The organism is Pseudoalteromonas sp. QJM3NY_22 (assembly GCF_056173065.1).
On the sequence record NZ_JBWBTZ010000003.1, the window covers coordinates 14612 to 29147 of the forward strand.

At 38.2% G+C, this 14536-nt stretch carries 13 protein-coding genes and 1 pseudogene; 8 read left to right on the forward strand and 6 right to left on the reverse strand.

Translation table 11 applies throughout. The features are described 5' to 3' along the window. Positions 1–914 (forward strand): annotated as a pseudogene (locus AC0VZ4_RS25060) (DNA cytosine methyltransferase). Positions 915–1120: 206 nt separating this feature from the next. On the opposite strand, the gene AC0VZ4_RS25065 reads toward AC0VZ4_RS25060, so the two are convergent. Next, positions 1121–2380, reverse strand: coding sequence for an IS256 family transposase (locus tag AC0VZ4_RS25065; protein WP_475442258.1), 1260 nt, complete (start codon positions 2378–2380; stop codon positions 1121–1123). Positions 2381–2711: 331 nt separating this feature from the next. Here AC0VZ4_RS25065 and AC0VZ4_RS25070 point away from each other — a divergent pair, with 331 nt between their 5' ends. Beyond that, positions 2712–3077, forward strand: a complete 366-nt coding sequence (locus tag AC0VZ4_RS25070; protein ID WP_475442301.1) for a hypothetical protein — start codon at positions 2712–2714, stop codon at positions 3075–3077. A gap of 72 nt (positions 3078–3149) precedes the next feature. Here AC0VZ4_RS25070 and AC0VZ4_RS25075 read toward each other — a convergent pair whose 3' ends face one another. Further along, positions 3150–3308: a hypothetical protein gene (locus AC0VZ4_RS25075; RefSeq protein ID WP_475442302.1), complete on the reverse strand. Its 159-nt coding sequence runs from the start codon at positions 3306–3308 to the stop codon at positions 3150–3152. 413 nt (positions 3309–3721) lie between these two features. Here AC0VZ4_RS25075 and AC0VZ4_RS25080 point away from each other — a divergent pair, with 413 nt between their 5' ends. Beyond that, positions 3722–4678 (forward strand): DUF6685 family protein, encoded by a 957-nt coding sequence (locus AC0VZ4_RS25080; RefSeq protein ID WP_475442303.1) that lies wholly within the window; start codon positions 3722–3724, stop codon positions 4676–4678. A 35-nt stretch (positions 4679–4713) separates the two neighbouring features. Here AC0VZ4_RS25080 and AC0VZ4_RS25085 read toward each other — a convergent pair whose 3' ends face one another. From AC0VZ4_RS25085 to AC0VZ4_RS25095, 3 genes are all read right to left on the reverse strand, one after another. Beyond that, the gene (locus AC0VZ4_RS25085; protein ID WP_475442304.1) at positions 4714–5118 is read right to left on the reverse strand and encodes a hypothetical protein; all 405 of its coding nucleotides are present in this window, start codon (positions 5116–5118) and stop codon (positions 4714–4716) included. A gap of 227 nt (positions 5119–5345) precedes the next feature. Then, the gene (locus AC0VZ4_RS25090; RefSeq protein ID WP_475442305.1) at positions 5346–6407 is read right to left on the reverse strand and encodes a tyrosine-type recombinase/integrase; all 1062 of its coding nucleotides are present in this window, start codon (positions 6405–6407) and stop codon (positions 5346–5348) included. A 36-nt stretch (positions 6408–6443) separates the two neighbouring features. After that, positions 6444–6641, reverse strand: coding sequence for a hypothetical protein (locus AC0VZ4_RS25095; RefSeq protein WP_475442306.1), 198 nt, complete (start codon positions 6639–6641; stop codon positions 6444–6446). Between the two features lie 889 nt (positions 6642–7530). On the opposite strand from AC0VZ4_RS25095, the gene AC0VZ4_RS25100 reads away from it, so the two are divergent. Next, positions 7531–8292: an IS5 family transposase gene (locus AC0VZ4_RS25100; protein ID WP_475439680.1), complete on the forward strand. Its 762-nt coding sequence runs from the start codon at positions 7531–7533 to the stop codon at positions 8290–8292. Between the two features lie 131 nt (positions 8293–8423). On the opposite strand, the gene tnpC is transcribed toward AC0VZ4_RS25100, so the two are convergent. Continuing rightward, a complete protein-coding gene (gene tnpC, locus AC0VZ4_RS25105) occupies positions 8424–9863 on the reverse strand; it encodes an IS66 family transposase (RefSeq protein ID WP_475439674.1) in 1440 nt (479 codons plus the stop codon). Positions 9864–10055: 192 nt separating this feature from the next. Here tnpC and AC0VZ4_RS25110 point away from each other — a divergent pair, with 192 nt between their 5' ends. From AC0VZ4_RS25110 to AC0VZ4_RS25125, 4 genes are all read left to right on the forward strand, one after another. Continuing rightward, complete coding sequence (locus AC0VZ4_RS25110; RefSeq protein ID WP_475442307.1) at positions 10056–10454, forward strand: hypothetical protein; 399 nt, start codon at positions 10056–10058, stop codon at positions 10452–10454. Positions 10455–10611: 157 nt separating this feature from the next. After that, complete coding sequence (locus AC0VZ4_RS25115) at positions 10612–10983, forward strand: LexA family protein (protein ID WP_475442308.1); 372 nt, start codon at positions 10612–10614, stop codon at positions 10981–10983. Continuing rightward, positions 10983–12266, forward strand: a complete 1284-nt coding sequence (locus tag AC0VZ4_RS25120) for a Y-family DNA polymerase (RefSeq protein ID WP_475442336.1) — start codon at positions 10983–10985, stop codon at positions 12264–12266. The genes AC0VZ4_RS25115 and AC0VZ4_RS25120 overlap by 1 nt, the downstream gene beginning before the upstream one ends. Positions 12267–12946: 680 nt before the next feature. Beyond that, complete coding sequence (locus AC0VZ4_RS25125) at positions 12947–14383, forward strand: Eco57I restriction-modification methylase domain-containing protein (protein WP_475442309.1); 1437 nt, start codon at positions 12947–12949, stop codon at positions 14381–14383. Positions 14384–14536 lie beyond the last annotated feature (153 nt).

A 14536-nucleotide genomic window follows, 5' to 3' on the forward strand; every position in this document is an offset into this window, starting at 1 on the left:
ATGAAAGGAATTGATTTATTTGCTGGTGGGGGAGGGACTACTTCGGGTGCTAAGCAAGCAGGAATAGAAATAGTGTGGGCGGCTAATCATAGTATAAACGCTGTGATAGTCATGAATTGAATCATCCGGAAGTTGAACATTCCTGCCAGGATCTGCAGCAGGCTGATTTTAGTTTTACTCCAGATCACGACATTCTATTTGCTAGCCCATGTTGTCAGGGGCATAGTTATGCTTCAGGTAAGGCTAAGTTAACTAAAAAGGCAGATAAAAGCCGCTCCACTGCCTAGGCTGTTGTTAGCTGTCTTGATGCTAAAGAATCAGAAGTAGCAGTAATAGAAAATGTTGTTGATTTTAGAAAATGGAGGTTATTTGATGCTTGGATATATGCCATTAAGCAGCTTGGTTACTCAGCATCATTCAATATAGTAAATGCTGCTGATCTAGGAGTTCCGCAAAACCGTGAGAGATTGTTCATAGTTTGTACGCGTACTAAAAATCCATTAGAAATAAAATTTGATAAGCATTCCCACATACCAGCTAGTAGCTTTATTGATTTGAATTTTGAAGGATACGCATGGGATTTAGTCAGTAATCGTGTCAAAGCTACCCAAAATCGCATTATTAATGGTCGGAAAAAGTTTGGTGATGTTTTCCTTGATGCGGCTTATGGTAATGAAAAAGGGGGCAGGGATATTAATAAGCCAATAGGGACCATCACTACCATAAATAAACATAGTTTAGTGATGGGGGATTATATTCGCTCTTTAACAGTACGTGAGTTAGCGGCTGCTCAGTCATTTTCATCTGAATACATTTTGCCAGAAGGGCGCACAATAGCTAAAGAGTTGATTGGTAATGCAGTTCCACCTTTAATGGCCGAAAGGTTTACTAGGGCCGTTATAAGCGCTTTATAGATGTTAATGGCCATCGTTTGGTGGTCATTAACTAGCAGTAATTATTAAATTTCCACTGTCACTGTAACCCTGGTTTGATATAGCGATATCCGCCAGTACGTTAATTCCCAACTTTATCTGAACTAACAAAATAAATTGATACCTTGGTTACATCATAAACCAACGCATGGAATTGTTACATGTTACAAACTAAATTAGAGTTATTGTCAAATCTGGTGTATGAGCTCATCTTGATGCTCTGTTTGATCTTGAGTTATTCTTTCGCCGTCTTTAAATTTTACCCCTGTAATTACTTCAGCCAGTAGCTTAAATCCTCGCAAGCGGTACCATTTTTTCTCTGCCGACTGCGCGAGTTTAAAAACCATCATTAAGGTGGTTGTCCGGCTGCCACAACTCTTCACTTTATGCGTTCTCAGCCTTACCGTCGCAAACGTTGACTCTATCGGATTACTCGTTCTTATGTGCATCCAATGCTCAGCAGGATAATCATAAAATGCCAGCATTTCATCTTTATCCTTCATCAAGCAATCCGTCGCTTTTGGGTATTTGACTGAGTAATTTTTAACAAATAAATCATACGCTTTATAAGCAGAAGCTCGACTCTCTGCCATCCAGATATCTTGTAAATTCGCTTTGATTTTAGGTTGCATTGATTTCGGCACTTTGTTTAGCACATTCGCGATTTTATGCACCCAGCAACGTTGATGTTGGGTTGTTGGCCATACTTTGGTGAGGGCATTCCAAAACCCCAGCGCACCATCCCCTATGGCCAATTTTGGTGGTATTGTTAGATCCTGTGAGCGCAGCTGATTTAACACTTCAGTCCAGCTCTGCTCAGACTCACGAACCCCGTCAACCACCGCCAATAGCTCCTTTCTGCCCGTTTCATCTACCCCCATAATTACCAGTAAGCACAGCTTATCATCCATTCGAATTTTACTGTAAATCCCATCGGCCCAGATATACACATATCGACGTTTAGCCAAGGAACGTTTAGACCACTGCTGATACTCCGTTTCCCAGGTGGATTTCAACCGAGAGACACTATTGGCCGACAAACCTTTGGCTTGCTCGCCTAAAAGAGACACTAAAGCGGGCTGCATATCACCCGTCGAAATTCCTCGTAAATAGAGCCATGGGATCAGCTCTTCGATATTTTTTGTCCGTTTCAGATAAGGCGGGATCAAGGCACTATTGAATTTAATGCCTTCCTTTTTTCGATCCCTGACTTTAGGTATTTTGACCTCAATATCACCAAGGCCTGTTTGGATCGTACGCTCAGGCTGGTGACCATTTTTGACGATCCGCTGAAGTCCCTCGACGGTCTCATGCTGGTATTGAGCCAATAAAACAGCCAACTCAGCCTCAATCGCTTGAGCTAACAACTGCTGCGCCCCGCTTTTAAGCAACTGCTCTAACGGATTGTCTGGTTTTTCAATGGAAATAACATTATCATTTTCAGTCATTGCGATGTCTCTCTGGTTAATTGTTGATCCGGTCAAGATCAATTAACAGATTACATCGCAATGACTTTTTCTCATACACCAGAAACGACTATAGCTCACTAAATTAAAAAACTGCCAAGGTATTAAACAATGTACCCGTGGACTATCACGCGCTGAAATTGAAAAAATCCAAGAGCATAATTCAGCTATATATGAGTCGCTAATTAGCGAAGAGTTTGGGCATCGTAAAGCAAGCTGTCACATATCACCGGCTTGCTTTTGGGTTTATAGTGATAGCATTGAAGATACTATTAAAATTAAAGAAACAGCCAACAAATTGGGTTACAAAAACATGAGAACCTTTCGACCACACGCAGTAGATGAAAATTCTAATGCTATTGATGACCCGAATGGGAAGTTTGCAGTTGATATTAGTGAATCAAATGAATTGATCATCGGTGATGTAGCAAGAAACCTTGTTAATTTTTTAACACCTATCATAGAACCTTTAAATGAGCATATTATTTACACTTACGCTCATATTGGCCGTGTTGTGTTCAATGTTAATAATAGAGAAGTTGCAAAGTTACTTCAGGATGCTCTTGGTCAGTTCTTTAAAATAGGTGAGTCAGTCATTAATTTTAATTATAAAGTTAACTTCACTGATTACCAACTTGACTGCTGGCGCGTAGAACTTCAGTTGAAATCTACTAAATAAGTGGTCTATCTGGCGCCCTAAAGTGGGCGTTTAACCCCCAAAGTACTAATCGATTTGTGCTACGATATTTAATTAGGTGTTGTTATTTTGGGTCACTTCTTTTTTTATAAACTTATTCAAAAGCTCATTAAGTAACTTTGCAAGCTCCTTGATACTTGCCTTAATGGTATCGCTTGGGTTTTCTTTAGCTAATTTACTCACCTCATTCATCAACCCCTTTTGCTTTTTCAACTCCACTTCTAGATCATTACTAGTTAAAATGGAACGATTCCGTGAGTATTGCGTATAAAAATGTGGGTGCTTTAAAAAGTACAATACTAAATAGAGCCAAAACCCCTATTAACTTATCAACCAAAGCCGCTAATAATAATTAAAGTATCATACTGATTAAAATTTCATTCCAGCATTCACTAAAAACAAAATAATAAAGTCTCATCCTAGATCTGAAATGTTTACCACTTCAACGAGACAAAAGTGGTAAAAAGCCAAATAAACTGCCACTTTTACGAAACAAAACAGAGTAAAACTGAAACAATTTACCAGTTCCAAAGAACAAACGATAAAAAGTGGTAAAGTTTTGCTTCTACAGTTGCCACCTAGCAGTATGAGACTTTATTGCTTAGGATGATAATTTATTAGATGGAATGAATAATTATTATTCACCGACAAAAATACGTAATCTAGTTGGCATTGGTGAACATGCTAAGTTAGCAACGTTATCGAATTATTTGGCTGCTCACAAAGGCCGACATTTTTTAGAATTAAGTAAAAGAAACACTATATCTCATCAAGATATTACTAAGTGGCACACTTTTGACTTTAATGACGAAATACGGTTATGGTCTAAAAGCTCGCATAAACAACCCAATTGCGATGCATTACAAGGGCGATTAATTCCTGATGTATTAGGGCTCCAAGTGGCTATTGATAGTTATGAATGTGATATACGCGAAATACAAGGTTTCACCGGTTCAAAATCAAATTTATCTGATTTTGATAGCATTGATAAGATGATAATAACCAATCGCCCTGGCATGGTTGCTGAGTGTACTAATGAAGTGTTGCACCGCCACCTACAATGGCCTGAAATAAGAATAATAAACCAAGTCGATAGTAGCGATAGCCTAGTTTTCCACGCTTGGGACGGGAGACTTTTTCTTTCAAACAGTGGGGGATCACATCACTTTGCTGCTGCAAGGTACATAGCTGGAAAATTAGATGAGAAAGTAACGATACAGGGTAGGCTAAAAATAAACTATCTATGCCCTGATACAATATCGGATTTTAATGCTAAATATGCTTCAGTGGTCATTAACTTACCTTACGAATTTAGAAGAGAGTTTATAACGCTGGTTCTAAATTGTGGTATACAACCGTTAACTTCTGATATTCCTTGTAGTTCATTGCTATCAATTGAGTTCGGTGATGAAGCTAAAACACGGCGCGGTACAATCCTTCTATTACCAAAAGATGAACCAATTGCTGTTAAGTTGCACTCAATTCTTGTGGATGCCGGTCTGGTTGATTTTGGGCTATATATCAGCGTTCTAATTGATAAACAAAATAGGTATGCTGATGAATTCGGCTTTAAATTTGGTTAACCCATCAGCTTTATACAGTTACTCATAAGGCAGCTTTAAGGCACTGCCTTGCTATTATTAAATTTAGCTTCCAATTCTAATAATGCATCATGTAATGCATCAGCGTAAACAACTTTATTTTCTCCTTCAAGTAACTCGTCTGGTCCATTAATCTCAAGAGAAAAACCTGATTCATCATTAATAAGGATGACAGCAATGACTTCACCAACAACTTCATCATTCACCGAGGGTTCTGCTGGGCATTCAATATTGTTAAGTAAAGGGATTGACTCATACTGAGACAGAAGAAAAGCGATTAACGTTTTTTGTTGCTGTATTGCAAACGAATCAAAGTTACTTGCAATTGAAACTTCGAAAACCGGTATTCCATTATGCACTGACTTGATAACAGCATCAAATTGATACTTAGATTGATTGCTTTGTGGCTTTGAACTAGACACGGTATTTTACCTTGCAGTGGATGTTAATTAAAGTGTAGCCTATATTACACTAAAATACCGTAAAACCAATACCTTTAACATCTTGGATGTTCATTTATTTTACATATTATACTTATAAAGTATTGCATTACAATGGGCGAAATGGCTCACATTTTATCTGATAATAGATTAACCGGAGGTGATTTTTTCCATATATAGTCAAAATCCACTTTATAGTTAGCGTGGATCTATCTAACATACTTTTTGGCTAGGATAGACATATCAAGGTCTGAATTTGCCTGCTCAGTGTAACGCGCTGGCATGGCTTCAGAAGTCCAATCCCCTGCTTTTTTAATCGCTGCTAATGACATATTCGCTTCATACATACTCACTGCACCACCAACGCGCGCACTATGACCACTAATTTCGAGCTCTAACCCTGCCTTTTTCGCAATGCGCTTGAGCGCCCTGAATATAGTCGTGTAATTGAGTACTTTCATATTACTGGTGCGCTTCTCGCTTTCATCGTAGGGGAGTAGGGAAGTGCCTTTTGGTGAAATGGGCCGAAAGAGGATGCCGGTCGTCAACGAGGTTTTATCTTCTGGTTCTTTACCAATATTAGCTTCATTTATGTAATCCGAGATATAAGATAAGCTTGTCCTTGATGCATACCTAAATGAACCCTTACCGGATTGATCCGCTTTTGATTTTTCGACTAAAAATTTATTTTGCTCAAAATTAAGGTGCTTTATTTGAACTCGGGCCACTTCATCAGCGCGCAGTAGGCCATCAAACATTAAGTTTATTAAAGCCAGATCTCGTATATCCAATAGGTTATCTGGCACCACATCGTTATTAATTGCCGCTAAGTCCGATATTCTTAATGCAGGGGCCTGGTTAGCTCTATTGTAAATATCGAATTCCCTCAGCTCTAATTTTATAAAGTCTCTAAGGTACTCCGAGTCTTTTATTGGATTAGGTAACGAACCAATGGCCATCATTTTCGACAAAAGTGCGATGCGGGTTTTAACTGTTTTGTATGCGAGTTGAGACTCACACATAGAGGTAACATAGGCCTTAATACTCGTGAGATTACCATCAAAACTATGGCTGAACCTCGGATTACCATTCACATCGCAAAATTGATTAAAGCTTTTCATCGTTGAAATATAAGCACGGCGCGTGTTAAGCGGTAAGCGCGCAAAGATGTCATCAAAATAGCGCTGCACTTCATCATACTGATCGCGCTTTATAGTTTCAGTTATTAACGCGCCATTTCCTGATCCCAAGATCACGCTGTTATTAGTCATTGGCAGTTCCTGTGTTAGTTCGCATTCTAACCGCGGTTAGCTTAAGCATTCGTTTCGCTTTTCATCTTCATAAAATGACAACACTTCATCAAGCGCCTCATCTACCGTATCGAAGCCCTCACTGAGTTTTATTTTCTCCAAGCGCATTTTATTACCACGGTTTAACTGGATCGTGGTTTTGTTATTGCGCTCACGCGAGAGGCGTTTTTGCTTCTGTCTTAAACTTTCATTCACAGGGTAAAGTTACCTACAACAGGTTATAATTTAAAATGTCTTATAAGACAATAGCACGCTTTGAAGCACAATTCTATTGCGCATGATAATTACACTTATCTTGCGCAATAGAATTGTAGCCATATTTATTACTGTTTTCCAGCGTGAATAGGCACCGGCCCAATAAAGATTGTTAGTGTTAGATAAAGTCGATTTTGAATCGATGAAGTGTTGCGGTGCTATGAGACCAAAAGTAGTATGTGCCAAATAAAAAGCCACCAGCTGTACATAGCCGGTGGCTTTGGTGTAGTACATACTTTAGGAGGGTATATAAATTCAGTTTAATACTAGCCAACCACGTGGGGCGCGACAATGATTTTGTCACTATTTCTAGATTTATAATGTCACCCCGTGTGGCCAAACCCGCTCGGTTGTTGGATCTAAATATTATCAACTCAATGAGTCATAACGAAGATTTAATAAATTCACTCTAACGTGATCACATCTTCGGCGATTATGTCGCTAACGTTATAATCAATGATGCTTAATTATTGATTTCAGATCATGATTTTACTAACAGTTAAATACACTGCATTACTGCACAGTGCTTGATTGACAGTCATGGCTATTATTTACCTCATTGTCGTTCTTCCGAGTCCTGATGATTTTATGTGCCACAGCCATTATAACGTTAAGCTTAAGGTGAAAGGGTGGCGTATGAGTAGCAAGTATGAAAAGTGAACCACTAAGTCCGATACTAGACGGAGTATATAGTTAAAATATGTATTATCTAAAAAAAAGACTATTAAACTGTTGATTATTAGGGCGTGTTGATCTTTGCGGTATAAAAAACAAACAGCATAAGGATAAGGTATAATTGAATTCGCTAAAAAACATTACACGAACCCTCATGCCAAGATTAATGTTAACAGACGCGACATGGAATGTCTTATCAAAAGTAATGCACTTAAGTGGTCGAATTTATAATAAGCCTGAGCATAGAAAAACGCTCGAAGGCATACTCTATAGGATGCGTACCGGTATTCCTTGGCGAGATTTACCGTCTTATTTCGGCTCGTGGAGTGCTATTTATAGACGATTTAATTTATGGTCCAAAAAAGATATTTTGAATGAATTATTTCGAGTGTTATCCCACTATGCTGATATGGATTGGATCTTTATTGATGGCAGTATTGTCAGGGCTCACCAGCATAGTTGCGGTGCAAGAACCGCTGACAATGAATCAATTGGTAAGAGTCGAGGTGGTAATTCGACTAAAATTCATCTTGCAGTAGATAGCGGAGGATTGCCTGTTTATTATGAATTATCCTGTGGAAATACGCATGATATCGTCCATGCAGAGTCACTTGTAGCCAATTGCCCAACGAGTAATGTTGTTGTCGCAGATAAAGGCTACGATAGTGAAAAACTAAGAGAGTTTATTCGTGACAATAGCGCTACACCCGTTATTCCACGCAAGGATAACAGTTTAGTGGGTAATGAAGATATTGACTGGTGCATGTACAAATATAGGCACTTAGTTGAGAATGCCTTTGGTCGGATCAAACAATATAGAGGGATAGCCACACGGTATGAAAAGCTTGAGCGGAATTATCATTCCATGCTCGCTTTAGCATTCACTATGATGTGGCTACCAATATGGGCTGATTAATATATATACTACAAAGATCAACAGCCCCTAGTATTAAAAATAATTAATAATAAACTAGCAGATATATTTTTGAGGTACAAAATATATTAAGTCCATCATCATTTTATTTTTTGAATTAAAATTAAACGTAACTATTCAGCCACATTTTCAATAAATATATCAGGTAACTGATTTTTGAAGAGTAATTCAAGGGCTAGGCTTGCTGATACATGCTGTTTTCTGCAAGTCGAGAGGTAGCTTCTGATTAAACAAAACATCTCTGCACCTTGCATGCTTCTGAAGCACCCAGATATCTTTTGATGAACCTTGGTCATCCTAATATCATTCTCACCTTGGTTGTTGCTAAAAGGCACCGCTGTTTCCGTCATGAACCGTAAGACATCATCTTGATAATCTCTTAACCGCTCTAACAACGCTCTAGACTTTGTTCGTTTCAATCTGCCTCGCTGGCCTTTTACTCGGCTGTTTCTATCCGGTGGAGGGCATTTAATGTCACCTTGAGCCAATATTTGTTGATATTTCTCTATATAGTGAGCTTTTGTGTCTGCATCTAGCTCGGGGTTATCTATTTGATGTTTATTGATTTCAGTCAGTAGGGTTTGCAAATCCTTTGCCCATTGCATACCGTCTTGCTCCCATGCCCTTTCTAACTCTCGGATATGATGTGCATTACACAAGGCATGTTGGCACTGTGTATATTGATAATACGGTTTCCAGTGGTCGTGGCATAGTACCCCAGTAAAGTGAGGTAAAATATCGGCGTCATCCATCGCTATTTTCCCTCTTTTCTCATGCGGGTAAAAATACGTCCACCACGTCGTTGATGCACCATGAAGCCATCGTCGTTTACCACCTATATTAATCCCCGTTTCATCAACGTGTAAGGCTTGATAAGTCGTTTTCAGGGCTTTCTTGAGCGCGGCTTCTGCGCCGGAGGACTTTACCAAGGCCGCTGCTTGTTCATTAAAGTTAAATAAACTACCCGCACTGATTGGAATACCGAGTTGATCACAAAAATATTCTTCAATGCGGTTGTAAGGGAGTAATTGATATTGGGATAGGTAAACTGCATGGGCTTTTACACCAACCCCATATTGAATAGGACTGTTAACGTCTTCTGGAAATTCACCAATAAAACGCTTACCTTGCTCATTTTCCAGAATTTGTGCTTGGTATTCAGTGACCACTTTCCTGATATCTATATCGACAACCTGTCGTTTTTGAAAGCCAATTTCACGGTAGTGACCTTTCGGTAAAAAATCACGTTCAACTAGGATGATTTTGATCTCATCAGGCGTCTGTGTTTGGGTTAGTGTTTTACCTGCACGGCCTTTTTGACCACCCGCTGACTTGGCTGATTTCTCTTTGTTTTGTTTTTTTCGGTTGATGTCTTTTGATGGCGGGATACTGCTATTGTTACTGTTAAGTCCTAATTTACTTGCTAACATAACAACGACAACCAGAATGAGTTCAATAGACATCTTCAGCGCAGGCGTGAGAGTTTTACCTTCTTGTAATTGAGCTTTGGTTTTCTCAACGATTTCGTCGATGTTGATGCTGTTTAAATTCATTGAAGCTAGGGCTATTAGGTCATAGCCCTAGCTTGGCATACTGGCGGGATCGGTCAATAGTTAAAAAAGATCCTTTGAAAATAATTTACCATGGTGAATAGTTACAATTAAACAATAACAAATACTTATCGACCTTAAAGGGGTTGGTTTTTTTTATGTTAATATCTAAATATACAAAAAAGGAGCATTATTATGAATATAATTAATATTATTTTGCAGTTCACTGCTAATTTAATTCCATTTCTATCACTTGAGCAAGATAACAATGCACTTATGTTTAATATTCTGCATTACACTTATACAATTGACGTTCTATCTTTAATGCTTGCGCTGTCAGTCGCAATGATATGTGTCGGTGTTCTGCGCTCACTAACAAATCAAAACGCTAACGCCGCTGCTCGAAATGCGTATTGGTGTGGCTATGCAAGTTCAAAAAAATCTACGCTTACAACAACCGGAGTTTCAATGCTCTTTTGTTCAATGATGATCACTGTTGCTATGTTTAAATCAGCGTCTGCTCACGTAGCTGTTGTTGATAAAAGCTATCGCGACACGCTTTATTTCGAACTAAAATACGCTGATCAATGCTAGATTAGTAACTGTGCACAGCCACTATTGGTGAATTTGTTTGCACTATTTACCAATCAAACCTAGAATACTGTATATGTAAACAGTATTCTAGGTTTTTATGCTCCCTACTCCCATTAAACGTTCGTGCAACATATTACCCCTCGCCCATTTCTCTGTTATGGCTGGGTTTCCTAATCCATGCGAAGATTTTCTTGAAGCGCCGGTTTCACTTGATTCGATTATGATAGATAACCCATCTAGCACATTTTTATTCCGCGTGAATGGCAAAAGCATGGAGCCGCTAATTCGGGATAACTCTATATTAATTGTCGATAGGTCAATCACAGTTAAAAGCGGCTGTATTGTACTCGCGACAATCGATGGGAACTTTGTCGTGAAAGAGCTTTCGATAGATCTTGGCCGCGCTGTTGCCAAGTTCACAAGCCATAATAGTGAACACCCTACAATAGAACTGCCTATTGACCCCGAAAATAATTGGGAGGCTGCAACCATATGGGGTGTTGTAACCGGCGTTATGAGTAAAATTTGATGTATGTTTTATGTGATATAAACGCTGCATATGTTAGTTTTTGTCAGCTATTCAATCCTCAATTCGATTTTAATAAAACGCCATTAGCAGTATTAAGTTCAAATCAGGGCAATGTAATAGCCAGAAATAATGCAACAAAAGCGCTTGGCATTAAAATGGGCGAACCAGCATTTAAATCCATCCCAATAATTAAAAAACATCATGGGCATGTTTGGGGTTCTAATTTTGCGCTGTTCGGTGATATAAGTAGTCGGTTTCATGCTGAACTAAAGCCATTTTTACATGAACATTTTGAATATTCGATTGATGAAGCTTTTGGCAAAATCAACCTAATACAAAATCAAGATTTAAAAAACCATGCAAAACTCATAAAGACCACCTTACAAAAAAATCTTGGCTTAAGCGTAGGTGTGGGTATATCTCTAACCAAAACACTAGCTAAGGTCGCTTCATATTGCGCCAAATTACCTCTGTGGCATGATAAAACAGGCGGTGTAGTAGTATTGGACAATGAAGCTAAAATTGATTGGGCACTATCAAGGATTAAGTTAACCGATATTTGGGGTGTGGGTATTACAACTGCGAGTAAGTTAGAAAAAATCGGCATCTTAAACGGCCTCCAACTCAAAAATTTTGATACTACCAAGGCAAGATCATTGTTTTCCATAACTTTGGCGCGAACTATAAATGAATTAAATGGTATTAACTCTATTGAATTAAATGATATGACAAAGGAGCGTGGACGTATATGTGTATCACGTACCATGGGGAAACATATCACTGAACAGAATATACTAAGGGCTGCTTTATCATCTCATGCATCTAGTGCTGCGAGTAAGTTGAGAAAATTCAACTTATTTACTTCTTCCATCACTGTATTTATTAAAACAGATCAGTTCAGAAGTGATCATAACCAGTACAGTAAGGCCGTACAAGTTGCTCTCCCTATGCTTACTAATGATACCGATATAATAATCAAATATACTTTATTCGCATTAGATGCAATTTACCGTGAGGGTTATAAGTACAAAAAAACAGGTGTAGTTTTAGAGAAATTTGTGAGCGGTGAGGACCAACAGCAGCTCAACATTTTTGAGGACACTAAACCACTTGAGCAAAGCAATAAAACTAAAGTCACAGATCAAATTAATTCTAAGTTCGGCCCAGGAGCTATTCGTTTTGCAACCCAAGGGTACGATCATAGCTTTAGACCAAAAAATGACTTAGCGCCAAAGTCTTACACAACTCGGTTTGCTGATTTGCCTATCGCGTACGCTAATTGATGCTATATCAGTTACAAACTCCCGATGATTAGTGTCATTCTATCAATATAAATAAGTGGCCACACGCTGAAATTTGTTACCAGCTTTACCAAAAAAATGGCAAAAAGAGTGTAAACTACCTACTTTTAAAATAAGCTGGTAAAAAAATGAAACAAAATACCAGTTTATTGAAACAAGTGGTAAATGTTGTGACAATGGCTACCACTCAAACCAGCTGTTCTTTACCACCAATTAATATCAAAATTTCTCGTTGAATAAATGAATGATCCACAACACAACTATTGTCACCTAGTAGTTCTTATACATGAACTTGTACATCTGCACCCGCTTTAAAATCGGGGCCTGAGCATGCTGACAATATAGTCAGTATTGGGATTTTTATCATAATCTCTACTATATCGTAAATTTAACTTATTCGCCTGCGCTTTGTCTGGACTACTGAGCTACAAAACGCAATACCAGCACTCCCCAAAGAATTTGTAAAATTGGACACCTAGATCTTCATTGCATGGGTCTTTATCTGCGCATAGGCATCGAACTGTTATCTTTATTAAAACAAGTAGCGCGAATTAAAAACGAATGGCTCCTAACCCCATTAGATGAACTAAATCAATTTACCTTCACCAACTAATGGAAACCACCACCAGTCAACTTTAATTCAAGAACTGTAAGATTGATCAATGAGTAAGGTTATATTTATGAAGCACGGTTTGGCACTTGAAACAGCTGACATCTTTGAGGACATTGCTAGAATATCGCATTTTTCTTCTCAAAGCTTATCATTAGCAAAGAAGAAGAAATATGCGGCTTACTATACGCCTAAAGCGTTAAGTGAGCATATTATAAGCGTGGCAAATTACCAAGGAGGTAAGCTGGGTGATAAAGGTGCTGGCGGAGGAATATTATCAGCTAGTGCAGCTGCAAGGCATATTTTATCGGCGAGTAAAAAACCTTGCTTTATTAGTGCTAATGAAATCATTCCTGAAATACAGCAATTCCTCGAACAGTCCTACAGCGTAATTTCTCGACAGGCTGAATCTCTTAATAAGATGTTTGATTATAAAATCGCTGGTGACTTTTTAATGGTTGCTGGTGAAGCGATTGCTAAACCTTATGGTGACTACGACAGTATAATTATTAATCCACCGTACTTTAAAATCTCACCAAAAAATACCTTTAATCAAATAATTAAGGCCCATTTGGGTTTTACAGTTCCAAATATATATAGTGCTTTTATATTGTTATCGCTACATTTATTAAAGCCTAAAGGCGCATTAACTGCACTTGTACCACGATCATTCTTTAACGGTTCATATCACAAGTCATTCAGACGTTATATTCGTCAGCATTACTCTATCGACTCGATCACCCGTTACCGGTCGCGTAGTAATTTGTTTAAGCTTGATAACATCTTACAAGAAAATGTTATTGTTAAATTTACTAAGCGGCATCAAGTGCCACAAATTACAGTGTTTACATGTACAGATCCTGATAGTGAACCAGAGCACAACATGCTTTTACCCAGTGAGTTACTTCTAGATAATGATAAGGAAATATTTGTCTTGCCAGCAGATCATGATGAATTAAACGCTTATAAGCGTATCAAAGAAATGCCTTGCAGCTTAGCTGACTATGGGTTGTCAATTTCAACAGGGAAAGTCGTTGAATATCGCCACAAACAATCATTAAATAATTCTAATATTGGTGCTATGTATATTGAAGCCAAATGCTTAGACACCAATTACGATACTTATCGTAAAAAACACTCTTCAAGAAGTCACGGTAATGCCATGCGTATTAATGAGACAACATTTCCTCTTTTAATAGAGGCACAAAATGTAATTTTATTAAAACGAATTTCTAGCAACAGTGATAAGCAGCGTATGAAATGCAGCGTTTTACGGCAATCTGATTGCATAAGTGACAAGGTTGCTTTATCGAATCACCTGCAGTACATCAGTGGCGAAGTATTAAAGGACACGCAATTTTCCTTACGATTAGCTAGGTATTTATCGTCACCGGATGTTGAATTAGCAATGAGAGCTATAAATGGAACTACGCAAATAAATGCTAGTGATATGAGTTTAATTCGACTTCCATTTCTTTCGGAAGTGTAAATGTGGTTCGCTGGCAAATGAACACTACAAACATTAAGTACCAGGTATCTTGATCAAGCTGTGAATTACATTTTTACTTTGTATTGAAAATACGTGTTAATTTTTAAGTTCCTAGATTTATCATTAAGTTACAGATAAATATGTTTACTAATA

Bases quoted from the DNA above. Each gene is read 5' to 3' on its own strand.
- AC0VZ4_RS25065 (WP_475442258.1), bottom strand. From the start codon at position 2,380: ATGACTGAAAATGATAATGTTATTTCCATTGAAAAACCAGACAATCCG.
- AC0VZ4_RS25070 (WP_475442301.1), top strand. From the start codon at position 2,712: ATGAGAACCTTTCGACCACACGCAGTAGATGAAAATTCTAATGCTATT.
- AC0VZ4_RS25080 (WP_475442303.1), top strand. From the start codon at position 3,722: ATGAATAATTATTATTCACCGACAAAAATACGTAATCTAGTTGGCATT.
- AC0VZ4_RS25090 (WP_475442305.1), bottom strand. From the start codon at position 6,407: ATGACTAATAACAGCGTGATCTTGGGATCAGGAAATGGCGCGTTAATA.
- AC0VZ4_RS25100 (WP_475439680.1), top strand. From the start codon at position 7,531: ATGCCAAGATTAATGTTAACAGACGCGACATGGAATGTCTTATCAAAA.
- tnpC (WP_475439674.1), bottom strand. From the start codon at position 9,863: ATGAATTTAAACAGCATCAACATCGACGAAATCGTTGAGAAAACCAAA.
- AC0VZ4_RS25110 (WP_475442307.1), top strand. From the start codon at position 10,056: ATGAATATAATTAATATTATTTTGCAGTTCACTGCTAATTTAATTCCA.
- AC0VZ4_RS25115 (WP_475442308.1), top strand. From the start codon at position 10,612: ATGGCTGGGTTTCCTAATCCATGCGAAGATTTTCTTGAAGCGCCGGTT.
- AC0VZ4_RS25120 (WP_475442336.1), top strand. From the start codon at position 10,983: ATGTATGTTTTATGTGATATAAACGCTGCATATGTTAGTTTTTGTCAG.
- AC0VZ4_RS25125 (WP_475442309.1), top strand. From the start codon at position 12,947: ATGAGTAAGGTTATATTTATGAAGCACGGTTTGGCACTTGAAACAGCT.